This is a genomic window from Marinobacter salarius (assembly GCF_032922745.1).
Lineage (GTDB): Bacteria > Pseudomonadota > Gammaproteobacteria > Pseudomonadales > Oleiphilaceae > Marinobacter.
The window spans coordinates 4,094,855-4,118,466 of sequence record NZ_CP136693.1; the positions used below are offsets into that span (position 1 = coordinate 4,094,855).

At 58.4% G+C, this 23,612-nt stretch carries 25 protein-coding genes; 4 read left to right on the top strand and 21 right to left on the bottom strand.

All coding sequences use genetic code 11. The annotated features are described in order from the left end of the window. Positions 1–42 precede the first annotated feature (42 nt). From nuoI to R1T46_RS19085, 9 genes are all read right to left on the bottom strand, one after another. Positions 43–591, bottom strand: coding sequence for an NADH-quinone oxidoreductase subunit NuoI (gene nuoI, locus R1T46_RS19045; RefSeq protein ID WP_036205735.1), 549 nt, complete (start codon positions 589–591; stop codon positions 43–45). A gap of 31 nt (positions 592–622) precedes the next feature. Further along, entirely contained in the window at positions 623–1,600 is a 978-nt protein-coding gene (nuoH, locus tag R1T46_RS19050) for an NADH-quinone oxidoreductase subunit NuoH (RefSeq protein ID WP_317306607.1), read from the bottom strand. After that, positions 1,597–4,329, bottom strand: a complete 2,733-nt coding sequence (nuoG, locus tag R1T46_RS19055) for an NADH-quinone oxidoreductase subunit NuoG (protein WP_317306608.1) — start codon at positions 4,327–4,329, stop codon at positions 1,597–1,599. The genes nuoH and nuoG overlap by 4 nt, the downstream gene beginning before the upstream one ends. A 30-nt stretch (positions 4,330–4,359) precedes the next feature. Beyond that, a complete protein-coding gene (nuoF, locus tag R1T46_RS19060; RefSeq protein WP_317306609.1) occupies positions 4,360–5,742 on the bottom strand; it encodes an NADH-quinone oxidoreductase subunit NuoF in 1,383 nt (460 codons plus the stop codon). Beyond that, positions 5,739–6,254, bottom strand: coding sequence for an NADH-quinone oxidoreductase subunit NuoE (gene nuoE, locus R1T46_RS19065; RefSeq protein ID WP_317306611.1), 516 nt, complete (start codon positions 6,252–6,254; stop codon positions 5,739–5,741). Before nuoE ends, nuoF begins: the two co-directional genes overlap by 4 nt. Further along, complete coding sequence (gene nuoC, locus R1T46_RS19070) at positions 6,254–7,999, bottom strand: NADH-quinone oxidoreductase subunit C/D (RefSeq protein ID WP_317308336.1); 1,746 nt, start codon at positions 7,997–7,999, stop codon at positions 6,254–6,256. The genes nuoE and nuoC overlap by 1 nt, the downstream gene beginning before the upstream one ends. Positions 8,000–8,010: 11 nt before the next feature. Next, the gene (locus R1T46_RS19075) at positions 8,011–8,688 is read right to left on the bottom strand and encodes a NuoB/complex I 20 kDa subunit family protein (protein WP_036204395.1); all 678 of its coding nucleotides are present in this window, start codon (positions 8,686–8,688) and stop codon (positions 8,011–8,013) included. 72 nt (positions 8,689–8,760) lie between these two features. Beyond that, positions 8,761–9,177 carry an NADH-quinone oxidoreductase subunit A gene (gene ndhC / locus R1T46_RS19080; protein WP_041335332.1) on the bottom strand — a complete coding sequence of 139 codons (417 nt, stop codon included), beginning with the start codon at positions 9,175–9,177 and terminating at the stop codon, positions 8,761–8,763. Positions 9,178–9,280: 103 nt separating this feature from the next. Then, the gene (locus R1T46_RS19085; protein WP_036205730.1) at positions 9,281–9,493 is read right to left on the bottom strand and encodes a hypothetical protein; all 213 of its coding nucleotides are present in this window, start codon (positions 9,491–9,493) and stop codon (positions 9,281–9,283) included. A 189-nt stretch (positions 9,494–9,682) separates the two neighbouring features. Here R1T46_RS19085 and R1T46_RS19090 point away from each other — a divergent pair, with 189 nt between their 5' ends. Next, positions 9,683–10,927 (top strand): MFS transporter, encoded by a 1,245-nt coding sequence (locus tag R1T46_RS19090; protein WP_317306612.1) that lies wholly within the window; start codon positions 9,683–9,685, stop codon positions 10,925–10,927. 161 nt (positions 10,928–11,088) lie between these two features. On the opposite strand, the gene R1T46_RS19095 is transcribed toward R1T46_RS19090, so the two are convergent. The 8 genes from R1T46_RS19095 to R1T46_RS19130 all read right to left on the bottom strand — a co-directional run bounded on the left by R1T46_RS19095 (position 11,089) and on the right by R1T46_RS19130 (position 19,168). Next, the gene (locus R1T46_RS19095) at positions 11,089–12,477 is read right to left on the bottom strand and encodes a C13 family peptidase (RefSeq protein WP_317306613.1); all 1,389 of its coding nucleotides are present in this window, start codon (positions 12,475–12,477) and stop codon (positions 11,089–11,091) included. Between the two features lie 164 nt (positions 12,478–12,641). Continuing rightward, positions 12,642–13,253 (bottom strand): LysE family translocator, encoded by a 612-nt coding sequence (locus R1T46_RS19100; RefSeq protein WP_317306614.1) that lies wholly within the window; start codon positions 13,251–13,253, stop codon positions 12,642–12,644. Continuing rightward, entirely contained in the window at positions 13,254–13,994 is a 741-nt protein-coding gene (locus R1T46_RS19105) for an ABC transporter permease (RefSeq protein ID WP_317306616.1), read from the bottom strand. After that, positions 13,994–14,941, bottom strand: a complete 948-nt coding sequence (locus R1T46_RS19110; RefSeq protein ID WP_317306617.1) for an ABC transporter ATP-binding protein — start codon at positions 14,939–14,941, stop codon at positions 13,994–13,996. Before R1T46_RS19110 ends, R1T46_RS19105 begins: the two co-directional genes overlap by 1 nt. 20 nt (positions 14,942–14,961) lie before the next feature. Continuing rightward, positions 14,962–16,137: an ABC transporter permease gene (locus R1T46_RS19115; RefSeq protein WP_317306619.1), complete on the bottom strand. Its 1,176-nt coding sequence runs from the start codon at positions 16,135–16,137 to the stop codon at positions 14,962–14,964. A 3-nt stretch (positions 16,138–16,140) separates the two neighbouring features. Continuing rightward, on the bottom strand, positions 16,141–16,992 hold the full coding sequence (locus tag R1T46_RS19120) for an ABC transporter substrate-binding protein (protein ID WP_317308337.1): 852 nt from the start codon (positions 16,990–16,992) through the stop codon (positions 16,141–16,143). Between the two features lie 242 nt (positions 16,993–17,234). Continuing rightward, entirely contained in the window at positions 17,235–18,275 is a 1,041-nt protein-coding gene (locus tag R1T46_RS19125) for a nitronate monooxygenase (protein ID WP_317306620.1), read from the bottom strand. A 17-nt stretch (positions 18,276–18,292) separates the two neighbouring features. Further along, positions 18,293–19,168 carry a LysR family transcriptional regulator gene (locus R1T46_RS19130; RefSeq protein WP_036204370.1) on the bottom strand — a complete coding sequence of 292 codons (876 nt, stop codon included), beginning with the start codon at positions 19,166–19,168 and terminating at the stop codon, positions 18,293–18,295. A gap of 142 nt (positions 19,169–19,310) precedes the next feature. On the opposite strand from R1T46_RS19130, the gene gstA reads away from it, so the two are divergent. From gstA to R1T46_RS19145, 3 genes are read left to right on the top strand one after another with little or no spacing between them, the layout of a single operon-like run. Further along, positions 19,311–19,913 carry a glutathione transferase GstA gene (gstA, locus tag R1T46_RS19135; protein ID WP_075195916.1) on the top strand — a complete coding sequence of 201 codons (603 nt, stop codon included), beginning with the start codon at positions 19,311–19,313 and terminating at the stop codon, positions 19,911–19,913. Then, on the top strand, positions 19,910–20,299 hold the full coding sequence (locus R1T46_RS19140) for a nuclear transport factor 2 family protein (protein WP_317306623.1): 390 nt from the start codon (positions 19,910–19,912) through the stop codon (positions 20,297–20,299). The genes gstA and R1T46_RS19140 overlap by 4 nt, the downstream gene beginning before the upstream one ends. Before the next feature lie 2 nt (positions 20,300–20,301). Further along, positions 20,302–20,550, top strand: a complete 249-nt coding sequence (locus R1T46_RS19145) for a 4-oxalocrotonate tautomerase family protein (RefSeq protein WP_317306625.1) — start codon at positions 20,302–20,304, stop codon at positions 20,548–20,550. Here the strand turns inward: R1T46_RS19145 and R1T46_RS19150 are convergent. The 4 genes from R1T46_RS19150 to R1T46_RS19165 all read right to left on the bottom strand — a co-directional run bounded on the left by R1T46_RS19150 (position 20,528) and on the right by R1T46_RS19165 (position 23,594). Then, positions 20,528–20,809 (bottom strand): hypothetical protein, encoded by a 282-nt coding sequence (locus R1T46_RS19150; RefSeq protein ID WP_317306626.1) that lies wholly within the window; start codon positions 20,807–20,809, stop codon positions 20,528–20,530. The genes R1T46_RS19145 and R1T46_RS19150 overlap by 23 nt on opposite strands. Positions 20,810–20,893: 84 nt before the next feature. Next, complete coding sequence (locus tag R1T46_RS19155) at positions 20,894–21,796, bottom strand: phytanoyl-CoA dioxygenase family protein (RefSeq protein WP_317308338.1); 903 nt, start codon at positions 21,794–21,796, stop codon at positions 20,894–20,896. A 9-nt stretch (positions 21,797–21,805) separates the two neighbouring features. Continuing rightward, a complete protein-coding gene (locus R1T46_RS19160) occupies positions 21,806–23,110 on the bottom strand; it encodes a TRAP transporter large permease (RefSeq protein ID WP_317306627.1) in 1,305 nt (434 codons plus the stop codon). Next, positions 23,100–23,594 (bottom strand): TRAP transporter small permease, encoded by a 495-nt coding sequence (locus R1T46_RS19165; RefSeq protein WP_151981539.1) that lies wholly within the window; start codon positions 23,592–23,594, stop codon positions 23,100–23,102. The genes R1T46_RS19160 and R1T46_RS19165 overlap by 11 nt, the downstream gene beginning before the upstream one ends. Positions 23,595–23,612 lie beyond the last annotated feature (18 nt).

A 23,612-nucleotide genomic window follows, 5' to 3' on the forward strand; every position in this document is an offset into this window, starting at 1 on the left:
CAGGTTGCCTCCTCCGGCTTACGGTCACTATTGCGGTGACTATCAGGGTAACAACGTGCGCACATCCTCAGGCGCCTCCTCGTTCTGGGCCTGGCCCTTGTCCTTACCACCGATGGCCATGCCCGCTACCTTGTAGAAGTGGTAGTCATGGTCTTTACCGGGACCATTGATCAGCAGATCCTCTTTTTCGTACACCAGTTGCTGGCGATCATACTCGCCCATCTCGAAGTCCGGCGTCAGCTGGATGGCCGACGTCGGGCAGGCTTCCTCGCACATGCCACAGAAGATGCAGCGGGAGAAGTTGATGCGGAAGAACTCCGGGTACCAGCGGCCGTCTTCCTGCTCTCCCTTCTGCAGCGAGATGCAGTCCACCGGGCAGGCCACCGCACACAGGTTGCAGGCCACGCAACGCTCTTCGCCGTCCGGATCGCGGGTCAGCACAATGCGGCCGCGGTAGCGCGGTGGCAGATAGACCTGTTGTTCCGGGTAGTTCACTGTCTCCCGCTTGCGAAAACTGTGCATGAACACCATGCCCAGGGTGCGCAATTGCGACCAGGTGGCCGGCAACAGCCAGAGCATGTGTTTGATGATCGGGACCTTTTCTCTTTCCATAAGCCCTCCCTTATTCAGCCACCAGGAGCATCACCGCCCCCGTCGCCAGTAAGTTGATTAGTGTCAGCGGTAGGCACACCTTCCAGCCAAAACTCATCACCCGGTCGTATCGGGGCCGGGGCAGCGATGCCCGCAGCAGGATAAACAGCATCAGGAAAAAGCCTGTCTTCAGCGCAAACCACAGGATTGGCGGCAGCCACGGGCCGTGCCAGCCGCCAAAGAACAGCGTGACGATCAGCGCCGACACCAGCACCATGCCCACGTATTCGCCGATGAAAAACAGGCCGAATTTCATGCCGGAATATTCAATGTGGTACCCGTCGGCCAGTTCCTGTTCCGCTTCCGGCTGGTCGAACGGGTGGCGGTGAGTGACGGCTATACCGGCGATCAGGAAGGTGGCAAAACCGAAGAACTGGGGAATGATGAACCAGAAACCTTCCTGGGCGTTGACGATGTCCCGCAGGTTGAACGACCCGGCCATGGCCACCACACCCATCAGCGACAACCCCATGAACACTTCGTAGGACAGCGTCTGGGCCGTGGCGCGCATGGCGCCCAGCAGCGCGTATTTGTTGCCGCTGGACCAGCCCCCGAGCAACACCGCGTATACGTTGACCCCAGCCATGGCCAGGAAAAACAGCAGGCCAACGTGCATGTCCGCCACGCCCCAACCGGGGGTGATCGGGATAATGACAAACGACAGCAGCAATGAGGCAAAGGCAATCACCGGCGCCAGGACGAACAGCGGCCGGTCGGCGAATGGCGGTATCCAGTCTTCCTTGAAGAAGATCTTGATCATGTCCGCCACCAGTTGCAGCGTGCCAAACGGCCCGACCCGATTGGGCCCGTAACGGTCTTGCCAGAGCCCAAGCAGGCGGCGCTCCACAATCGTGAGTACTGCACCCAGCAGCACGGCGCCCAGCAGGATCACCAGGGCCTGGAACATCCCCCAGGCAATGGCAGCCAGTTGCGGAGTCCACCAGCTCATGGCTCACCTCCGGCGGAGTTGTCCAGTGCTACCGGTTCTCCCGGAAGCAGTCCGGCAAACAGCCCGGCGGGAAGACCGATCCAGCCTTTGGGCCAGCCATCCTGCTGAACCACCAATATCGTTTCCCCAAGAATGGTCACCGTGTCACCGCCCCGGATCGACAAGTGTTCAGCGTCATCCATGCTCAGGGTGACACTGGGCGTTTGCGTACGCTCCTGAATGGGCACGGCCAATGAGGACGTCTCTTCGCCACTAAACAGCCGCGGCAGAATCAGGGCCCGTAAAGCTGGCGAGCGTTCTCCACTTTCGACGCCCTCGGCACGTTGAGGCGGCCGGCTGTAATGGCCCTGGCCCGGAACCGGACACATCAAACGCACGCCGGGGTCACCGCCGCGCAAATGCCCGCCTACTTCGTCGGTAAACTTGTTCCAGGCCTGTGGCGAATTCCAGCCGGGCGCCCAGGCAAAGGGCACCTGCTGCCGGGGCTCGTGATAACCGCTGTAGCCCTCCATGGAATAGGCAAACGCGGAATCCGGGTCCTGCGGTACCCGTGGTTCGCTGACGTTCTGGTTAGCCCGCATGGAGGTACGGCCACTGTACCGGTGGGGCTCCCGCGCCAGCTGCAGACCATCAATGCGGTAGTGTGAGGCGGGAGCGGCCTCCACCATACCGCTCAGCTCTGGATGAGCCTCGACACACGCTGCAATGACGGTATCCAGCGTGATATCACCGGCCCTCTCGCCTTGAAGGTTCACCGCCAGTGCGTGCAACCAGCGCCAGCTTTCATGAATACGGCTTTCCGGCCGCATGTAACTTGGGTCATATACCTGGAAGAAGCGTTGCGCCCGGCCCTCCAGATTAACCAGCGTACCGTCCGCCTCCGCGAAACTGGCCGCGGACAGCAGGAAGTTGGCGCGCTCAGCCGTTGCCGTGCGTTGATGATCAAGCACCACGCAGATCTCTGCCTGTGCCAGCGCTGCATCCACCGTTTGCCGGGGCACTCGTTGGTACAGGTCGTTTTCCAGCACCACCACGGCATCCGCGTGGCCATTGGTCAGTTCCTCCAGTACCCAGTCCAACGGTTGGCCGCCCATCAGCGACAAGCCCGTGCTGTTGGCCTCGCGCCGTATCAGTGCCAGCCCGCCCCGTTTTGCGCGCCGGGACAATGCCCGGGCCACATTCCCGGCCGCTTCCAGTACCGGTTGGGAGGCCAGCGATCCGCCACTCACCACCAAAGGGCGCTCCGCCGCCATTAAAGCAGTGGCAATGGTTTCAGCAGCCTCAGCCATGGCCTCAGAAAGCCCTTCCACCGGCGGGGCGGCCGGGTCGATCCGATGGGCCACCGCAAAGCCAAGGCTGGCAATCTCATCGGGACTCAAGGCATAACGAGCCGCAGCCACATCGTCCAGCTCCGTTGTGGTGGGCCAGGCGATAAACAGCGGGTGGTAACGATCCTGTGCCAGGGTTTTGAGGGCTTCGGCATTCCAGGCGGGCACACCAATGGTCTCGCCCAGTGCCTCACGACGCGACAGCGCGGCCTGACGAAGGCTCAGGCCCAGGCGACCGGCACTCTGGACCGGGTCCTCGCCCAGCACCAGCACGGCGTCGTGATTTTCCATCTCCCGGGGCGTGGGCGTTGGCAGGCCGGTATGGCGCTGCAGGTGATTCATCAGGTCAAGGCAGGCCTGTTCCCGCGACTCAATGCCGGTGGAAAAATTTTCCACGCCGACCAATGCCTGTAACTGGTGATTACTCTCCAGGCTGGCCCGTGGCGAGCCGATGCCGATCACCCGGCGCGAATGGCGCAGAGCATCGCTGATACGAGCCAGAGCGGTGTCCACTTCGAGGCTGACCGGCTCACTGTCTGACGATTCCCGACATTCCGGCAAACGCGGACGATCTGCCCGGTTGACGTAACCGTAGCCGAACCGGCCCCGGTCACAGAGGAAATACCCGTTCACCTCACCGTGGTAGCGATTTTCAATACGGCGCAACTCTCCGTACCGCTCCCCCGGGCTGATGTTGCAGCCCATTGAACACTGATGGCAGATGCCGGGCGCAAACTGCAAATCCCACTTGCGGGTGTAACGTTCGGAATGGCTCTGATCCGTAAACACGCCGGTGGGGCATACTTCCGTAAGATTGCCGGCGAAGGGGCTTTCCAGAATGCCTTCTTCGTAGCGACCGAAATAGACATTATCCTTGGCACCAAAGGCCCCCAGGTCCGTACCACCGGCGTAGTCGTTGTAAAAACGCACACAGCGGTAACAGGTAATGCACCGGTTCATCTCATGGGCAATGAACGGCCCCAGATACTGGTTCCGGCGCGTGCGCTTGCGGAACCGGTAACGGCGGCGATCATGGCCGGTCATCACCGTCATGTCCTGCAGGTGACAATGCCCGCCCTCCTCGCACACCGGGCAGTCATGGGGATGGTTGATCATCAGCCACTCCACCACACTGGCGCGGAAGGCTTTGGCTTCCTCATCGTCGATATCAATGCGGGTCTGGTCCGCGGCGGGCGTCATGCAAGACATCACCACCATGCCCTTGTCGTCGTCCTTGTCCTTATACTGTTTGACCGCGCACTGGCGACAGGCACCCACACTGCCCATGGCCGGGTGCCAGCAGAAATAGGGAATATCCAGGCCGAGGGACAGACACGCCTGGAGCAGGTTGTGGGCTCCATTGACCGTATAGCGTTGTCCATCCACGTGAATCGTCGCCATGTTGCCTGCCTATCCTTCGATGACTTTCGCTCAGATTTCTCCCACCGGAATCGGGTCCTGATGGGCCTTACCCCGGGGTTTGCTGACGCCCTGCTCAAACTCCTGCCGGAAGTGTTTCAGGGCCGTCTGTAACGGCATGGCGGCGCCGGGCGCATGGGCGCAGAAGGTCAGCCCTGGGCCGCAGTCCGCCGCCAGCTTGTCCAGTAGTTCGATATCGCCGGTTTCACCCTGCCCCAGTTCCAGTGCCCACAGCAGTTTGACCGTCCACGGCAGCCCGTCCCGGCAGGGGGTGCACCAGCCACAGGATTCCCGCGCAAAAAACTCCTCCAGGTTGCGCATCAGCGCCACCATGCTCTGTTCCTGAGGCACCACCGTCAGCAATCCCGTCCCCAGGCGGCTGCCCTCTTTGCCCACGGTGTCGAAATCCAGCGGCAGCTCGAGATGCTCCGGCAACAGAAACCCGGTGCTGGCGCCGCCTGGCAGCCAGGCCTTGAGTGATCGGTTGCCACGCATACCCCCAGCCCGCTCAAGGATTTCTGCGCCGGTTGTCCCCATGGGCAATTCCCACAGGCCGGGCTTCTCCACCGGGCCGGACACGCCATAGAGTTTGCTGCCACCGTCGTCAGTGCGATCACCGGATAGTGCCTGATACCAGTCCGCACCCTTGAGGATCACCGCCGGCACGTTGCACAGGGTTTCCACATTGTTCACCACCGAGGGTTTGCCCCAGGCCCCGGACTGGCCCGGGAACGGCGGCTTGGCACGGGGGTTGGCCCGTTTGCCTTCCAGCGAATTGATCAGTGCGGTTTCCTCGCCACAGATGTACCGCCCTGCGCCGGTATGCACGGCAATGTCGAAATCAAAGCCGCTGCCATTAATGCTGGCGCCCAGCCAACCGGCCGCCCTGGCTTCGTCCAGAGCTCGGTTCAGAACTCGCGCTGCCTCCACGTATTCACCGCGTAGAAAGATGTAGCCGTAAAAGGAATTGTTGGCCAAAGCCCCCAGAATCATGCCTTCGATCAGCAGGTGAGGCTGTTGCTCCATCAGCAGGCGGTCCTTGAAGGTGCCTGGTTCCATTTCGTCCGCATTGCAGATCAGGTAGCCCCGGGGCATGTTGCCGCCCTGCAGGGTCAGGCTCCACTTGAGCCCGGCGGAAAAGCCTGCACCGCCGCGACCTCGTACATTGGCGTCTTTCATGGTGGCGATGATGGCCTGGGGGTCGCCGTTGTCCAGCGCCTTGCGAACCGACTGGTAGCCTTCCTTGCGCAGGTATTCGTCAAGCCAGATCACTTCGCCATCGTCACGCAGTCGCCAGGTCAGCGGATGGCTATCCGGATGACGGTCCGCCTCCGGTTGCAACAGCCGGCTGCGATAACGCACGGACGTACGCTGGCTGGAAATGGACTCGCTCATGGGTAACCCTCCAGCAGGCCCGGCAGGTCGTCCGGTGACACCGGGCCATAGGTATCATCGTCAATCATCAGGGCCGGCGCGCCATCGCAAGCACCCAGGCAGCAGACCGGTAGCAGGGTGAACCGGCCGTCTTCTGTCGTCTGGCCATAGTCGATTCCAAGATGGCTCTCCAGCGCCTGTTTCAATTCGTCGAAACCACTCAGAAAACAGGAACTGCTGTCACAGACCAGCACCACATGCCGACCCACCGGCTGACGGAAGATCAGGCTGTAGAAGGTCGCCACGCCCTCTACCGACGCGGGGCCGATACCAAGCACCTTTGCAATGGCGCCAATGGCACCATCCGGCACCCAGCCGTAACGGCGCTGGACGATTTTCAGGGCCTCAATACACGCGGCCTGGGGCTGCTCGTAGTGCGCCATTTCTTCCAGCATCGCGGTCTCGTCCGCCGGATGAAGTTCGAATCCGTCAGTGCCGATAACCCGATGTGTCTGTGGTGTTGTTGCCATCATCAGCGGTCCACGTCTGCCATCACGAAGTCGATACTACCCAAGTGGGCGATCAGGTCCGGCACGAAGCCTCCGCGCATCACCGCCGGTATCTGCTGCAGGTGTGGGAAGCTCGGGGTACGGATGCGGGTACGGTAGCTCATGGTGTTGCCGTCACTGGTCAGGTAATAACTGTTGATGCCCTTGGTGGCCTCAATCATCTGCAGGGATTCATTGGGTTCCAGCACCGGCCCCCAGGACACCTGCAGAAAGTGGGTAATAAGGGTTTCGATGTGCTGGAGCATGCGCTCCCGGGGCGGCGGCGTCGTCAGTGGATGATCCGCCTTGTAGTCACCCGCGGGCATGTTGTTGACGCACTGCTGGATGATTCGAAGGCTCTGGCGCATTTCGTCGATACGCAACTGCCCCCGGTCGAACACATCCCCGTTATGGCCCAGCGGCACCTCAAATTCGAACTGTTCATAACCGGAGTAAGGCCGCTGCTTACGCAAATCAAAATCGCAGCCGGTGGCCCGCAGGTTAGGCCCGGTCACCCCCCACTCCAGTGCCTCGGCTGTATTGAAGGCCGCCACATGGCGGGTCCGCTCGCGCACGATGGCGTTTTCCATCATCGCCCGTTCGTATTCCTTCAGGCGTGCGGGCATCCAGTCCAGAAAGCCCTGCACCAGTTTTTCCCAACCCTGGGGCAAATCCTGCATCACACCGCCAATGCGGTACCAAGCCGGGTGCATGCGAAACCCGGTAATGCCTTCGATCACCTCATAGCCCCGCTGCCGGTCGCTGAAGGTGTAGAACACCGGCGTCATGGCACCCAGATCCTGCAGATACGTCCCGAGGAACAACAGATGGCTGGTGATGCGGAACATCTCCGCCATCATCACCCGAATCACCTTCACCCTGTCCGGCACCTCAATACCGGCCAGTTTTTCTGCGGCCAGCACATAAGGCAGGTTGTTCATCACCCCACCGGTGTAGTCAATGCGATCGGTGTAGGGAATAAAGCTGTGCCAGGACTGGCGCTCGGCCATCTTCTCGGCGCCCCGGTGGTGGTAGCCAATGTCTGGCACGCAATCGACGATTTCCTCACCGTCCAGTTGCAGCACAATGCGGAAAGCCCCATGGGCGGACGGGTGATTGGGCCCCAGGTTGAGAAACATGAACTCCGCCCCGTCGCGTTCACGCTGCATGCCCCAGGCTTCCGGGTCGAACCGCATGGCTTCCTGTTCGGCATCCTGGCCTTCCACGGTCAGGGTATAGGGATCAAACTCGGTGGCCCGGGCGGGGTAATCCTTCCTCAGCGGGTGGCCCGTCCAGGTCGGCGGCATCAGTATCCGCTCCGGATGCGGGTGTCCGGCGACGGCGATGCCGAACATGTCCAGGATTTCCCGCTCGTACCAGTTGGCATTGGCGAAGACGTTGCTAACGGTGGGCACCCGCAAATCGCTCTCTGGCAGCCCAACCTTCAGGATCAGGTCTTCATTACGCTCCACCGACAGCAAGTGGTAGAACACAGTGAAGTCAGCCTCTGGCAGACCGTTCCTGTAACCACGCAAGCGCTCATCCACGGCGGACAGGTCATAGAGCATGGAAAACGGCGCTCGCTGCTGCTTCAGGTGCGCCAAAATATCGACGATACTCTCTCGCGACACCCAGAATACCGGCATGCCCGTCAGCGTGGGCTGCACATGCAGTACATCCTCGCGGAAATCACCCAGCAGGCTCTCGATGTCAGTGGCATCTGTCGTCATAGTCGTGATTGTCACAGTTTGTCCGGCGTGCGCAATTCGGTGGCCTGGATGCGCTGATCCCGCCATTTTTCACGCTGGGACGGCATCTCCGCCCTATAGACACCCTGATCGCCAACCACCCAGGACAGCGGTCTGCGTTCTTCCTGGATGGAGTCCTGTAGCAACTGCAACCCCTGCAGAAAGGCCTCTGGCCGGGGCGGGCAACCGGGCACATACACATCCACTGGCAGGAACTTGTCGACGCCCTGCACCACCGAGTAGATGTCGTACATACCGCCGGAGTTTGCGCAGGAGCCCATGGATATTACCCACTTGGGTTCCAGCATCTGGTCGTACAGTTGCTGGATCACCGGCGCCATCTTGATAAAGCAGGTGCCGGCAATCACCATGAAATCCGCCTGTCGGGGCGATGCGCGGATAACTTCGGAGCCAAAACGGGCAATGTCGTGGGGCGCGGTGAAGGCCGTGGTCATTTCCACGTAGCAGCAGGACAGCCCGAAGTTGTAGGGCCAGAGGGAATTCTTGCGGCCCCAGTTGACCGCGGAATTGAGAACGTCGCTCAGCTTGCCGGTGAACACATTGCGTTCAAGCTGGCGTTTCACCGGATCTTCCGACGGTTCCTGTTGCCGTACCGGGTATTGCGTGTCACCTTCCGGCGAAGGTTCCGCCCTGGTCAGTGTGTAGGACATGCTGCGCCTCCATGGGCGCTGGTCCCAACAGCGAAATCACCGTTGGCCCGCGCCGTAATCGGGTGCGTTGAATCAGCCTGCCGGACTACGAGGTCTACCGCTGGATGATTCCGGGGCCCAGTCCAGGGCACCGGTACGACTGTCATAGAGCAGACCGGCCAGCAGAATCAGGATAAAAACCGCCGCGCCCCAGAATCCTGTCCAGCCCACGTCGGGAATGACAATGGCCCAGGCAAACAGGAACACGGCTTCGATATCGAAGATCACGAACAGCATCGCGACCAGATAAAATTTGACGGAAAAGCGTTGTCTGGCATCACCGGTGCCGACGATGCCGGACTCGAAAGGGAGGGATTTGCTGACACCCCGGCTACGCCCTCCAAGCAAGCTGGAGGCACCCACCATAAAGGCACAAAGACCCAACGTGGCAACGATGAAGAAGCCGGTGGCCCAGTAGCGGACCAGCAAGTCAGTGACGGTGTCTGCCATGCGCTCTCCCTATGAATTCAGGATGAAGCCCTGACTAGAAACCTAACAGTGGATTAGCGTTTGCGCAAATAATGAACGGCGAAAATCAATGACCTGGGGCAACTCAGCCGCCCCTCACACCCAACCTGTCCAGATAGACATGGAGCTCCGCTTCACTGATATTGACGTATTCCACCACCCGGCCGTAGAGCATAACCGTTGGCACATTACGTCCTTTTAATTCACGCTGGGTTTCGTGTAACACATAGAGAATGATCCGCTCCGTGCGGGTGAGACCGTCACGGGCGTCAGGGATAGTTTCCAGCAGGGTATCCATTTGTTCCGGCGTCAATGAACTTTCTACCTCACCTCTGAAGCGCTGTTCTCAACAGCGCACGAATTCACACCACAGACGGATCGGGTGGGCCCCTTTAATTCAAGCGAGACCATCACTACAGTACTTTCGCATAACCCCACAAACTTATACTGACATCCAGACTAGCGGACAAGCGGGGACCGACGATTGATGCGGCAAACCATCATCAGCCTGACGTCACTGATCCTGAGCATCATTCTGCTCATCGCAGGTAACGCTTTCCTCATGACCCTGCTGGGGCTCAGGCTCAGCATCGAAGACTTCAGCGCCAGTGTGATCGGGTGGATCCTGGCGTTCTACTCCATCGGCTTTGTGGCCGGCACGCTCTATGCCGGGCGCATCATTGAAAAGGTGGGACACATCCGCGCGTTCGCGGTTTTCGCCGCGGTGCTTTCTGCCTCAATACTGATTTATCCAATGGCCGTCCAGGCCGGGCTCTGGGGTGGCCTTCGGGCCGTGGGCGGCTTCGTAATGGCCGGCCTGATGATCGTGATGGAAAGCTGGTTCAGCAGCAAGGCCGACAACCGTAACCGGGCCAGCCTGTTTGCCATTTACCAGGTCATCTTCTTCCTATCCACCGCCGGAGGCCAGGTACTGATACGCGTTGCCGACCCGGCGGGCTTTATTCCCTTCTCCCTGGCAACCATCCTGGTGGTTCTCGCCCTCACGCCCCTTGCAATGACCCGCCGGGAGTCACCGTCGGTTTCGCAGGGTGAACGCCTGTCATTACGTAAACTCTATAACAAGTCACCAACGGGCACGCTCGGCGCACTGATCGCCGGGCTGCTCATCAGTGCCTTCTATGCCATGGGGCCAGTGTACGCCAATCAGATTGGCCTGAACCTCGGGCAGCTCTCCAACTTCATGGCTTCGGCCATCGTGGCTGCCATGCTGATGGCCTGGCCCATCGGGCAACTGTGCGACCGCTTCGACCGATACCGGGTCATGCTGGTGGCCGCCATCGTCGCTGCCGTGTGCAGCCTGGCTGCAGCTGTTATTGGCAACATCAGCATGGTGGCCCTGGTGCTGTTTGTCGGGTTGTACATGGGCATCAGCGCTGCCATCTACCCCATCGCTGTGGCCATCACCAATGACCTGATGGAAACCCACCAGATCACCGCAGCGAGCACAGCACTGTTACTGAGTTACGGCATTGGCAGCATCATCGGCCCGCTGGTCAGTTCCCTGTTCATGGACCTTCTGGGGCCGCGGGGCCTTTTCGTCAGCAATGCCCTGATGCTGGGAGGGCTGATCCTGTTCATGGTTGCGGGGCCGAAGCGCCAACACCCAACTGTGGAGCAGCAGGAGCAGTACTACACCGTCACTCCGGAAGCAGGATTGGGGGTTGAGGAACTTGATCCGCGCAATACGGAGTTTGAATCACGGGAGACCTAGGGTGCGCCTGTAACAACCCGAATGCGCCACCTGTCCATGGATCGTTTTGGCAGCTAACCCGGAAAACGAGCTGCCCACAACTGCCCACTTTTTCCGCCTCCGCAGAAGAAGCGGCTGTGATCAGTGGGTCCATCGCGAGCTCGTCACGGTGTTTTAGCTTTCTAAGGTGCAGGCTGAGGCATCTGGCTCAACCACTCTCGCAGGTTCTCACCGACGTGCGACTGGGGATAGGACCAATTCGATTCCCCCATACCAATCTCTTCTTCCCAGGTTCGGATCTGCTGGTTGATGTCCTCGAACATGGCATCAGGGTCGGCCAATGACAGCCCCACACTCTGATAAACCGCCTTGGTGAACCAGGTCATCTCCGAGTCATCACCACAGCCGAAAGAGGTACGGTCTGCCCGGGCGGAGGTCATGATCAGTGTGTCTTCGTCCTTGAGTGGCTCTATCCACTGGCCGGAGTAGCATGCAGAAATCACCAGCAGTTTTCGGCGCACATTCAGTGGTTCCAGCATTTCCGCAAAATCCTGCGGCGAGAGGTTCGGCAACTCGATACCGGGTTGCTGCAACAGCAGTTGTCCGTTTTGCATACCGTGGCTGACCAGGTGAACCACAAGCAGGTCTTCCTCAGGATTCATCTTCGCATCCAATGCCGCCAGAGCTGAGGCAATGGATGGCCGGGTAGCCAGGGGAAACGTTTCATAGTCCCGATGATTGAGCAGCATGATGGCGCGGTTTTCGACATCAAACTGCGCCTGAAGGCCAGTTTTGGCAACCTGGATATCGCGCATGAACACCGACTCGGTGCCGTCGCCACCAACTGCCAGGAAGTAAGCATCTGCTGCCTCCGCCTGTTCAGGGGCGAGGCTCTCGATCTGGTTGTTCAGGCGCCGACGGTCTTCGACGAGAATAGTCTCGGTGAAAAGCGCTGGTTCTTCCGGGACAGGTGCTTCCGCGACGTACTCTTCCTGGTCGACGAACTCACCAAACTCCCAGGTTCCTGTGAGGCTACCCAGATCCTCCGATTCGCCGGTAAAGGCGTAGCTGCCTTCCCCGTGGTAATACCAGTCACGGAACTCCCCTTCGTAGGTGCCGTAATCCGTAACGTGTTTTCCCTCCACGGGATTGCCATCTTCAAACTCAGCGACATAGACACTGCCACCGGCTTCGTAACGCCCCTCACCGTGGAACTCACCGTTCCGGAATTCCCCCTCGTAGCGACTGCCGTCGTCTTCGATTACGCCCTGTCCCGACATCGTCCCTTTCTGGAACTCGCCCTCGTAATGCCAACCCGCCGGGGACTCGAGCTCACCATGGCCGTGCCAGTAGCCCTCCTGGAACTGGCCGGTGTAGACCATGCCACTGGCAAATTCCTGAACGCCTTCACCGTGAAAGTAACCATCCTGAATATCACCGGAATAGGTACTGCCGTCCGGAAGGCGGGCGTCAGGCGGAAGCAGTTGTGGCGCATCGCAGGCGGTGAGCAAAAGGATTGCGACAAGCGGGAAAGCTCGCCGCAGGGGGCTTGATACAACGGGTTTTCTCATCCAATCTCCTGTGTGTCCGCCGCCTTGGGAGCGCTAAACGCTTTGCTGTAATAACCTGAAGGATCAAAACAGCAAACCCCGCAGATTTGTCCGAGTCTTTGGCTGCCAAGCTGAGACAATCCAATGAATAAATCACCCGTGAAGGTACGGGAAATGATTCGCCGCTACCTGCTCGCCGTTGCCAGCCCCACACCAAAGCCGACAAACGTCGCCCCACCCAGTTTATTGACCAAGTGCCCCCCTTTTTCAGATGAAAGCCAGCCACGTGCTGATCTGGCGAGGCGCGCATACAGCAAGTGGATGGCGACAACCAAAGCGCTGTAAGTGACGACCAAAAGGGCAAACTGGCCGACAAATTCAGTCGAGTAATCAATAAATTGAGGAAAAACAGACAGGAAGAAGAATACGGCTTTCGGGTTTGTGAGTTGCAATGTCAGCCCCTCAAGAAACTGGAGTTTCCTGCTCCGAGCTACCGTCGTCGCTTCCTCAATTTCGGTGACAGGAGACCGCCACAGTTTTACCCCCAGATAAATCAGGTAGGCGGCACCAATAAACTTCATGATGCTAAATGCCGTCGCCGACGTCGCCAGTACAATGCCCAGGCTTGTGGCTGAAATACCCGCAACAATGAACGTACCAAAGGCAATCCCCAGAATTCCGCCGAAGGCACCGGACACACCGAACCGAATGGCGTTGGTCAGTGTCAACATAACGCCTGGCCCCGGGCTGAGGACAGTCGCTATAGCGATAACAACAAACAGCAGATAACTACCCATCTAGACTCCTACGGATTGCAATCGACGATCCCAGGATCGTTCAAGTGCTTCAAACAGGCTATCCGTTGTCAGCGCAAGCAACCCGATCAGAATCGCCCCTTGCAGCACATACGCGGTATTGCCGTTCACCAGCCCGGCAATCACCGGATCGCCCAGGGTGCGGGCTCCAATGGTTGAGCCGATAGCGGCGGTCGCGATATTGATAGTAACAGAGGTTCGAATACCCGCGAGAATGACCCTTCCGGCCAGGGGCAGTTCTACGCGCACAAGGACCTGCACTGGCGACATACCCATACCCAGTGCGGCCTCCCGCACAGCCGGATTGATACCTTCCAGCCCCGCCAGGGTATTGCGCAGAATGGGCAGCAAGCCATATAGGACCAACGCAAGAAGGATCGGAGCCTCGCCGAAACCAAGCACTGGTACCGCCAACGCAAGTACAGCCACCGGCGGAAAGGTCTGGCCAATAGAAGCCACCTGGCCGACCAGAGGCAGGAAATCGCGGCCAAAAGGACGGGTGACAAAGATGCCGCCAGCCACCGCAACGAGAGTACCCACGGCCGCCGATACGACGACCAGCATCAGGTGATTCTGAAGCAGGAATAAAAAGCTCTCCCGTTCATAGATCACCTGCTGCTTGCCCGGCTGCACCCAATTGAACAATGGCTCCAGCACCGGCATGCCGGCACTCAGCACGAGCAGCAGTGAGGCCAAAAGAGTGGCAGGTAACCAAACACGCATTACACGCCTTCCTGGATAATGCGTTCACGGGTAATCACACCTGTCTCCTGCCCCTGCGTATTGAACACCGCAACCTGTCGCAGGTCCTGCCAGAGCATCACGGACAGGGCCAGGCGAATACTGTCCTCCTCCCTGAGCACATGCTCCCCAGGTTCTGACTGCCGCGGCTCGGTGTGATTAGCCATCAGGTCCCGCACAGGCCGCAAGCTCATCAGTTTCAGACCGCGGTCCTGCTTGCCAATCAGGTTTTCAACAAAGTTCGACGCTGGATACCGAAGGATATTCTCCGGCGTGTCATGCTGGATAATGCGCCCCTGATCCATCACGGCAATGCGGGTGGCCAGCTTCAGTGCTTCATCAATATCGTGGGTCACGAAAACAGTGGTTTTACGGACCTGTTTCTGGATCCGCAGCATTTCCAGTTGGAGGTTTTCCCGCGTTATCGCATCCAATGCACCGAAAGGTTCGTCCATCAACAGTATGTTGGGGTCCGCCGCCAATGCCCGCGCAACACCGACCCGTTGCGCTTGGCCGCCAGACAATTGCTGGGGGTATTTGTTGGCGTGGGCGCTGGGGTCGAGATCCAACAAGGTCATCAACTCGTCGACTCGAGCGTCGATCCGCTCCCTCGGCCAGTTCAACAGCCTGGGTACCATGGCGATGTTGCGCGCCACCGTCCAGTGAGGAAACAACCCCGTACCCTGGATCACATACCCCATGTTCAGCCGCAGCTGTTCCGGATTCATGGTGGTGATGTCCTCACCATCCACCAATATCTCGCCAGCGCTGTGGGGCAAAAGACGGTTTATCATGCGCAGCGTGGTCGATTTACCGCAGCCGGAACTGCCCACCAGCACGCAGACTTCACCGGTTTCGATGGTCAGGTTAACCCCATCCACTGCGACGGTATCGCCGAAACGCCGGGAGACATTTTTCAGTTCAATCATCCGACCAGTTCCTTCCCCTATCAGGCCGTTGCCGGTGTCGGCTTGAGACTGGCCGCCAACATCGTGAGTAACGCATCGGCAAGCAGCGCCAACGCAATCGTAGGCAAGGCGCCGAGCAACACCAGGTCCATAGCCGCCTGCCCCAGCCCCTGAAAGATAAAACCACCGAAACCACCCGCTCCGATGAGGGCGGCTACCGCCGTCAGGCCGATTGCCTGAATGGTTGTGATACGTACACCCTCGATCATCACCGGCAGCGCCAACGGCAGCTTGAGCTGATAAAACACCTGGTGTTCATTCATACCCATACCCCGCGCCGCATCGGCCAGGCTTTCGGGAACTTCGGTAATGGCCACAAAGGTGTTGCGCACCATCGGCAGCAAACTGTAAGCGATTAACGCCAGCAGCGCTGGCGCCCAACCAATCCCCCGGATGCCAAGATCCTGCAGAAACGGGAGCGCTGACGAGAGCGCACTGAGTGGCGCAATCAGCAAACCAAACACCGCAAGGCTTGGAATGGTTTGCAGAAAACTCACGGCGCCCAGAAGAGGGCGCTGCCAGGCGGGGCTGCGGATCATTTTAAGCGCCAGGGCGAACGCCAGGCCGGCACTGATGGCGACCGCACCCAATGCCAGGGCCAGGTGCGTCCAGAGCGCTTGCTGGAACTTGTCGGGGCGAGCGTTGAACTCCCGCACCAGGGACAGACTTTCCAGGCCCTCGCCACGCAGAAAGACAAGCCAGCTTCCACCGACAAACACCAGCAGCATCAACTGCAACCAACGCCGGGCTTCGAGCCGGCCAAGGGTCTCAATCAACATCAGCGAAAGCAGAAACAGAAGAGACCAGAACCCTGCCCCGACCGACGAGCGGGCGTAGGGCGAACCCTCGGGAAGATGGAGGGCGGCAAACACCTCCAGCAACAGCGGCATCGTTGCCAGTGAAAGTCCGATCAGACCGAGCAGGAGCTCATAGCGACGACGTAACGGCAATGTGGACAGCACAATGGTCGCCAACAGAATCCCCGTAACCAGCCCTGCCCCTGTCCATCCCACGGCCGAAAGCAGTCCATGGCCGGTGCCCGGAACAATACGGTTGGGCTGGATAGTACCAAGGTCCAGCAACCAGACCAGTGCCAGGGCCAACACCCCAAGCACCGGAATGACTCGGTTTGGGCGCAAAGTCTCGGTGATCGCCAAATCTTAGTCCTGAGCCAGGGAATCCAGATAGTCCCGGGCAACTGCTTCGGCAGGCACACCATTCACCGCAACCTGACCATTCAGACGCTGAAGGGTTTCCAGGTCCAGTGACTCAAAGACCGGCTCAAGAACTTCGCGGATGTTCGGATACGTTTCCAGCACCTCCGCGCGCACGATAGGCGCGGGCTGATAGACCGGCTGGACACCCAATGTGTCCTCCATCACCTTCAGATTGAGTGCGTTCAGACCACCATCAGTGCCGTAGGTCATGGCGCCATTCACATCGTTGTCGGTCAGGGCCGCAGCCCGGAGCGTCGCAGCAGTGTTGCCGCCGGACAGGATCAGCAACTGATCAGACCCCAGTTTGAAACCGTACGCTTCCTGGAACGCCGGCAACGCGCTGGCAGATTCGACAAACTCGGAACTGGCTGCAAACTTGAAGGCGCCGCCGCCATTGATATAGGAAGCCAGATCTTCAAGCGTGTTCAAGCCGTTCTCACGTGCCAGATCGCCCCGCACACTCATGGCCCAGGTATTGTTGGCTTTCGCCGGTGTTAGCCAGACAATGTTATGGGCCTTCTTATCAAGGCTGGCAGCCTGCTCGTAGGCCTTGGCGGCATCTTTCCAGATGTCCCGGTCTGCCTGATCATGGAAGAAAGCGGCATTGCCGGTGTACTCCGGGTACAGATCTATCTCGCCGGCCTTGATAGCATTGCGAACGATGCTGGTCGCGCCGAGCTGCAGGCGGTTCTCAACCGGAATGTCGGCTTCTTCAAGGGTTTGCAGGATCATCTGGCCCAACACAGCACCTTCCGTATCGATCTTGGACGACACCACTACTGGATCAGCAGCCATAGCCGGCCCGGCGATCAGAGCAAGGGTAAAAGCCGCTGCGCGGTAAAAAGGAAAGATAGCGGGCACGGTTATTCCTCTCATTGGTTGGCCTTTCTTTGATTATCAAGCCGCAACAACACCCTAAGACGGGTTTCCGGCTGCAGTTATCAGTCTATTGCAGGCAACTACGAAGACAAGGTTAATTTGGTCTTTCGCCGCATAATAGCGGCGGCTAGCCCTCTAATATCGCCGGCTCCGGCTTCTTATTTCGAAGAAGTCCCGATCTCCCGTGTAAGACTTGAAGCAGAAACTTCCTTGCAGCCACCAACATTCTGCCCCGCCCACAAAGGGGAAAAGTCACCGCTCCCCTCAGCTTCGGCTTTCGCACGTAATGGTGCAATGGCGGATGACGCCAGGGGAAAAGCAGGAGCTTTGGAACTCATCGGCCCCAGTTCACGCATTATTCGGTTCACAATACCTCGGGCTGCCCCACCGCTGAACAGATTTGTCAGTGCGGTCACACGGCAGGCCTCTGATTTCAGGGCGGCGCGATGCACTGCTTTGGTTTGAGCTTCAGGGCACAACAAATACGCGGTGCCAATCTGCGCTCCGGCCGCCCCAAGCGCCATTGCAGCCTGTACGCCTTTGCAGTCCGCAATGCCGCCAGCGGCGATAACGGGGATTTTCACCGCGTCTACCAATTGTGGAATCAGGGCAAAGGTGCCGACCTGAGTGCTGATATCCCGCGATAGAAAAAACCCGCGATGGCCGCCCGCTTCAAGCCCTTGCGCGATAATGGCATCGACGCCCTGGGCCTCTAGCCAGAGCGCTTCGTCCACGGTTGTGGCGGTCGACAGTATCTTCCCGCCCCACCCTCTTATACGTGCCATCAATTCCGGTGCTGGCAAGCCAAAGTGAAAACTCACCACCGGTGGCTTGAAGTCCGCCAGCACATCCGCTGCCTCTGAGCTGAAAGGGGCCCTTCCTGCTTGCGCGGATACATCATTAGAATCAATACCCAGCTCGTCAAAATATGGCGAGAGGGCCTTGCGCCAATGACGCTCTGCTTCGGCGTCGGGCTCTGGCGGGGTGTGACAGAAGAAGTTGACGTTGTAGGGCTTGCTGGTCTGGCTTGTCAGTGCTTCCAACTCTTTTCGCAGTGCTTCAGAGCTAAGCATGGCACAGGGCAACGAGCCCAGCCCTCCTGCATTGGACACCGCTACAGCCAGTTCATGCCCCTGCACACCGGCCATTGGCGCCTGGATGACGGGCAGATCAATTCCCAGCACATTCTGGATGGTCATTTTTTACCTCTAGATTCTTAATTGGTGGAGAGTCGCTCCCAAAGCTCATGGGCAACCACCCCCAGAGCGCCTTCCCGACGACGCACCAGATGAAGCTGTGAACGGCGGATCGGGTAACCTTTCAGATCAAGCGTTACCAGTTCGCCGGCCTCCAATTCACGGGCAATCAAGTGCTCCGGCAGACCGCCCCATCCCATCCTGGCCAGCACAATCTCTTTTTTAGCGGCAAAATCCGACACCGTCCAGCGTAGGCTCTCCGGAACCACGTCCCGGCTCTGGTCATATTGCCCCTGCCCGGTACCCGCCACCACAACCTGAACGTACGGGCGCATTTCAGCATTGCTCAGCCGCTTGCGACTGCTTGCCGGACCATAGCCGGGATGGGCTACAGGGATGATATTCACGGCGGTGTAGGGCGAAGCATGAACTGCCTCTGTGGAAAGACCATCCATTGTGGCGATGATAAAATCAACCTCGCCCGCCATGAGTCGTTCTGCACTGCCACCCATGGCATCCGACATCAGCCGGATATCCGTGGCTGGGTATGCCTCCTTGAGCTCACCAATCACTGACAGGAGATTACCCAACGGACAAGTGGCGGATACCGACAGCCGCACCTCCGCTTCCTGGCTGGCCGACAACTTGCCGGCCAACTCCTTCAGAGCCTGTACCTGGTCCAGCACACCCCGTGCCTGGCGGTAATAGGCCTTACCGGCTGGGGTAAGCACCGGGCGGTAACTCTCCCGGGACAGCAGGGTTAGCCCGGTTTCCTCTTCCAGGCTTTTGATAGCCTGGCTCAAAGCGGGCTGGGATTTGTAGAGCACCTCAGACGCTTTGCGAAAGCTGCCTTGCGTCACGATGGCATCCAGTACACGCAATTGCTCCAGCTTCATCGATGCCTCTTGTTTCTTCACCCAAAGATGATTCTATTAAATTATCATTATCATAATAACTCAATATTATTTTATTCTTATTGCAGGCAGTAATCTCCTCTGTGTCCAAGCCCAGTGCTTATCACACAGAGGAGATCTACCCATGAAACTGTATTTCAAACCCGGCGCCTGCTCACTGGCGACACACATTGTACTTAGAGAACTGGGTATTGATTTCACCCTTGAGCCCGTTGATACCCAAACCCAGCGCACCGAGTCCGGTATCGACTATAAAACCGTCAACCCCAAAGGTTATGTGCCGGCGCTGGATACCGGCAGAGCGGTACTGACCGAAGGCGCTGCGATCCTTCAATACCTGGCGGAATCAACTACATTGATACCCGACGTAGGCACCCTTGAGCGAGCCCGTTTGCAGGAGCACCTGAACTACATTGCATCGGAGCTGCACAAGGCCTTTGGTCCCTTCTTCAAAGCCAGCGCAACGGACGAACAGCGTGCCCAGGCACTGGAGACCATCCCCCGCCATTTCGACTACCTGGAGTCTCTGCTCGACGATGGTCGAGCCTATCTGGTGGGCGACACCTTCACCGTTGCTGACGCCTACCTTTTTGTAGTGTGCAGTTGGGCCGCCGTGCCCGGGATCGATCTCAAGGATTGGCCGTTCCTGAACACCCTCTGGAATCGCATGGCGGCCCGGCCGAGCGTTAAAGCCGCAATGTTGTCGGAAGGACTGGTCGCACAATGAACTCACCCAAGCCTTACGAAGCCATCCCGGTCCTGCTCGAAACCTATTTTGAAGGACTGCACAAGGCCAACAGCGCCATGCTCTCTGGCGTGTTCCATCCGCACGCCCAGTATGTGAGTGCAACACCAGAGGATTACCGGGTACTGTCGTTCGACGAATACCGGAAGGTGCTGGATCAACGGGTGCCGCCAGCAAGCAACGGAGAAACCCGCAACGAGCGCATCATTTCGATCGAAACGGGAGGCCCGACTCTCGCGTTCGCACGATTGGAAATGACCATGATGGGCCGCGACTACACCGATTTCCTGACCCTGATCTACGATCAAGGCCGCTGGGCCATCATGGCCAAAATCTTTCACTATGAAATCACAAGCCAGGGAGACTGACCATGCCGTACGTCAATATCAAAATTACCCGCGAAGGCGGCCCGGAGGGCAAGGGACCCTCTGCGCAACAGAAAGCGGAACTGATCGCGGGCGTTACCGACTTACTCGTCCGAATTCTGGACAAGAAACCGGCCTCAACCATGGTCGTGATTGATGAAGTGGCGCTTGAGGACTGGGGAATCGGGGGATTGCCGGTGCCTGAGTATCGCGTGCGAAAACCTGTTGGCACTAAGTATCGTAATCCTTGTTGATACCTAGACCCTGCGCCTTGGTGTTCACCTTGTATGGAAATACGACGTCGGGGTTCACCGCTTTTACGGCGTTGTACATGTCCCGAATGTTGTTTCCATAGTTCATGGAAATGTGGTGGAAACTCCCATCTTTCATAAGAATCCCATGCTCCGGTATGCCCTTGCCGGCATGGGACCGAGTTTGCCGGTTCTCAAAACGCTTGATGTCTGCAACGTTCACACTGAACGACCATTGCTCAGATTTGGGATACTCGACCACAAACCGTTCCGGTGTGATCATCGCACGATAGGTAGCAGGGTTGCGGATATGCCACCGCGCAAATTCTGGATGGTCATTCTTATCTCACGTTTGAGTTCGATTCTTCAGAGTCCGCTTGGGATGCATGCCATTGACCATTCCCATAAACGGCGGATGAATAGAGTATCCGACCATACTCAGCAAATGTTCCGGGATACTCTTCAGGGTTTCCTGGCTCAACTCAAGAAAGAAGTTCTCTTGAGGCCTGAGCCATGGCTCGCAATACTGACAGGTCACCGCGAGACGAGAAGAATCGGACTGGTTTCCGCCACCTCCGTGCCACGTTGTACCCAGGAAAAACACCACAGAACCGGCGGGCATAATGGCTGGAATGGTTTTACTTCGGTCGGTGACTATTTCCTGCCCGAGCAAGTGACTTTCTGGAATGAGAACGGTTGCCCCGTTGTCCTCGGTAAATTCATCAATAGCCCAAACGGTGGCGGCGCCAAAGGGTTTTCGTGGCCGCGGAACGGGATAGAAACCGTCATCGAAGTGCAGAGGTTGGGCGGCTTCTCCAGGCAGGATATTGATGATCTGTGCCTGGCTGAGCAAGTAGTTGGGCTGAAACAGGCGACTCAGCAAGCCTGTGATTCTTGGATGAACCGCCAGTGAATCGATTACCCGCGTTTGCTCCAGAACGTTATAAACCCTTTGTGTTTTTACACCTTCAAAGCTGTTACGCCCTGGCTTGTCCAGAAGCGGCCCGGTCGCTTGGCGAATGGACTGTAGCTCTGAGCTGGAAAGCAGGCCCTCGATAATGACGTAGCCATTTTTCTGTAACGTTTCAAAGTCTTCCGCTATCTGGATATGAAGAGTTTCGGAAGAGTTCTCCTCACCAGGCTTGTACGCCTTATGTTTATTCGCCAAGTCACCCTGAAGTTCGACAACTGACTCAATGTTTCTGGTTTTAGTCATTGCTAGACGTTCCTGTAGTATTTGATATGGCACCAAACCGGACTACCACGGCCCCACCACATAACCAAGCTTCTCCGGCAACCACAGTGCGATGCCTGGCACCAACATCACCAACACCAGGCTGACAGCCATAGCAGCCACGAAGACCATGGCCCAACCGATGGTGTGTTCCAGGCGAATGTTGGCGATGCGGGTAGTCACCATCAGGTTAACAGCGACCGGCGGAGTAAACTGGCCAATGGCGATGTTCATGGCCAGCAATATGCCAAACCAGATCGGGTTCCAGCCAAAGTGATTCATCAGCGGCAGAACAATCGGAATCAGGATCAGGTAGATCGAGATGGCATCCAGCAGCATCCCGGCAATCAGTACCAGGACCATCACCAGACCCAACAGCACCCAGCCGTTTTCCGAGAGCGACAGCAAGACATCCGCAAGGTGCTGGAAAGTACCCAGCGTCGTCCCCGCCCAGGCGAAGATGCCCGCCAGCGCAATGATAAACATCACCACACCGGAGGTAACGGCGGCGTCTGTCATCAGGACCCAGAGGCTCCGCAGGCTGAGATTGCGATACAACACGCAACCGACCAGCACGCCGTATGCCACCGCCACCACGGCCGCCTCAGTGGGCGTAAACAGGCCTGAGCGCAGGCCGCCAAGGATGATCACTGGTGCAAACAGCGCGGGCAAGGCCGCCTTGAGGCTGGGCCAGAAGGGCGGGCGTTCGACCGCTTCGGGGTCTTCCCAACGGTACTTTTTCGCGAAATACAACGCTGGCGCCAGCAGGGACACGCCCGCCAGGATGCCCGGAAAAATACCAGCGGCGAACAGCGCCCGCAGATCAACACCAGGCACCACGATGGAATAGAGAATCAACGCAATGGACGGTGGAATCAGGATTGCTGTGGACGACGAAGCCGCAATCAACGACGCCGAAAACGGCTTCGGATAACCGGCCTTCTGCATGCTTGGCAGCATCACCATGGCAACAGCGGCCGCATCAGCTGGACCAGAACCGCTCATGCCGCCCATGATCAGGCACACCAGCACCGCGACAACGGTCAGGCCACCGTGGCGGGGGCCGATGATCGACTGGGCAAATCGCACCAGCGCGGCGGCAACGCCCGCACGCTCGAAGATCAGGCCGGTAAGAATAAACAGGGGAATCGCAATCAGCGGGTATTTGGCCACGCTGTTATACGTGTTGGTACCAAACGTGCCCAGCATCGCGGGCGGCAGTCCCGCTACGATGCCCACCATCCCGCCCAGGCCCAGGGCAATTGCGACCGGCATGCCTAACAGCAACGCCAGCAGGAAACTGCCAATCATCAACAGATCAGGACTCATGAATAACCTCCGGGTCTTCCCGGCCGCGAAGGCGATCAACAAGGTTCTGGGTCATGCGGATAATGATGGCTGCAGATAGTAGCGGCAGCCAAATTACGTAAATCCAGTTGGGCAACCCCAGGCCCGGTGACAATGACTCCCACTGGTATTCCTGCAAGGCGAAGGTACTGCCATACCACGTCATGATCCCCAGAACTGTCACCCCGCCCAGCCATTGCAGGACAAACACCACCTTTCGTGCCCAGGGCGGCAGGTAGTGCTCTATCAATTCGATGCGAATGTGCTGGTTGTGTCGCGCAGCCACCGCAGCGCCTGCGAAGGTAAGCACCACCAAAAGGAACACCGAGAATTCCTCGGTAAAGGCAAAAGAGGCATCTGTCGCGTAGCGCACGATCACATTGCCGAGGCTGATCAAGCAGATCGCAACCAGGGCAATGGTGGCCAGCCAGGCATCGAGCCGGAATTTGGGAGGACGGGACGGCATGGTAACTCCGGTTCGGAA

Excerpts from the sequence above, each read along its gene's own strand:
- nuoH (WP_317306607.1), bottom strand. The coding sequence starts at position 1,600 with ATGAGCTGGTGGACTCCGCAACTGGCTGCCATTGCCTGGGGGATGTTC.
- nuoG (WP_317306608.1), bottom strand. The coding sequence starts at position 4,329 with ATGGCGACGATTCACGTGGATGGACAACGCTATACGGTCAATGGAGCC.
- nuoF (WP_317306609.1), bottom strand. The coding sequence starts at position 5,742 with ATGAGCGAGTCCATTTCCAGCCAGCGTACGTCCGTGCGTTATCGCAGC.
- nuoE (WP_317306611.1), bottom strand. The coding sequence starts at position 6,254 with ATGATGGCAACAACACCACAGACACATCGGGTTATCGGCACTGACGGA.
- nuoC (WP_317308336.1), bottom strand. The coding sequence starts at position 7,999 with ATGACGACAGATGCCACTGACATCGAGAGCCTGCTGGGTGATTTCCGC.
- R1T46_RS19075 (WP_036204395.1), bottom strand. The coding sequence starts at position 8,688 with ATGTCCTACACACTGACCAGGGCGGAACCTTCGCCGGAAGGTGACACG.
- ndhC (WP_041335332.1), bottom strand. The coding sequence starts at position 9,177 with ATGGCAGACACCGTCACTGACTTGCTGGTCCGCTACTGGGCCACCGGC.
- R1T46_RS19085 (WP_036205730.1), bottom strand. The coding sequence starts at position 9,493 with ATGGATACCCTGCTGGAAACTATCCCTGACGCCCGTGACGGTCTCACC.
- R1T46_RS19090 (WP_317306612.1), top strand. The coding sequence starts at position 9,683 with ATGCGGCAAACCATCATCAGCCTGACGTCACTGATCCTGAGCATCATT.
- R1T46_RS19095 (WP_317306613.1), bottom strand. The coding sequence starts at position 12,477 with ATGAGAAAACCCGTTGTATCAAGCCCCCTGCGGCGAGCTTTCCCGCTT.
- R1T46_RS19100 (WP_317306614.1), bottom strand. The coding sequence starts at position 13,253 with ATGGGTAGTTATCTGCTGTTTGTTGTTATCGCTATAGCGACTGTCCTC.
- R1T46_RS19105 (WP_317306616.1), bottom strand. The coding sequence starts at position 13,994 with ATGCGTGTTTGGTTACCTGCCACTCTTTTGGCCTCACTGCTGCTCGTG.
- R1T46_RS19110 (WP_317306617.1), bottom strand. The coding sequence starts at position 14,941 with ATGATTGAACTGAAAAATGTCTCCCGGCGTTTCGGCGATACCGTCGCA.
- R1T46_RS19120 (WP_317308337.1), bottom strand. The coding sequence starts at position 16,992 with ATGGCTGCTGATCCAGTAGTGGTGTCGTCCAAGATCGATACGGAAGGT.
- R1T46_RS19125 (WP_317306620.1), bottom strand. The coding sequence starts at position 18,275 with ATGACCATCCAGAATGTGCTGGGAATTGATCTGCCCGTCATCCAGGCG.
- R1T46_RS19130 (WP_036204370.1), bottom strand. The coding sequence starts at position 19,168 with ATGAAGCTGGAGCAATTGCGTGTACTGGATGCCATCGTGACGCAAGGC.
- gstA (WP_075195916.1), top strand. The coding sequence starts at position 19,311 with ATGAAACTGTATTTCAAACCCGGCGCCTGCTCACTGGCGACACACATT.
- R1T46_RS19140 (WP_317306623.1), top strand. The coding sequence starts at position 19,910 with ATGAACTCACCCAAGCCTTACGAAGCCATCCCGGTCCTGCTCGAAACC.
- R1T46_RS19145 (WP_317306625.1), top strand. The coding sequence starts at position 20,302 with ATGCCGTACGTCAATATCAAAATTACCCGCGAAGGCGGCCCGGAGGGC.
- R1T46_RS19160 (WP_317306627.1), bottom strand. The coding sequence starts at position 23,110 with ATGAGTCCTGATCTGTTGATGATTGGCAGTTTCCTGCTGGCGTTGCTG.
- R1T46_RS19165 (WP_151981539.1), bottom strand. The coding sequence starts at position 23,594 with ATGCCGTCCCGTCCTCCCAAATTCCGGCTCGATGCCTGGCTGGCCACC.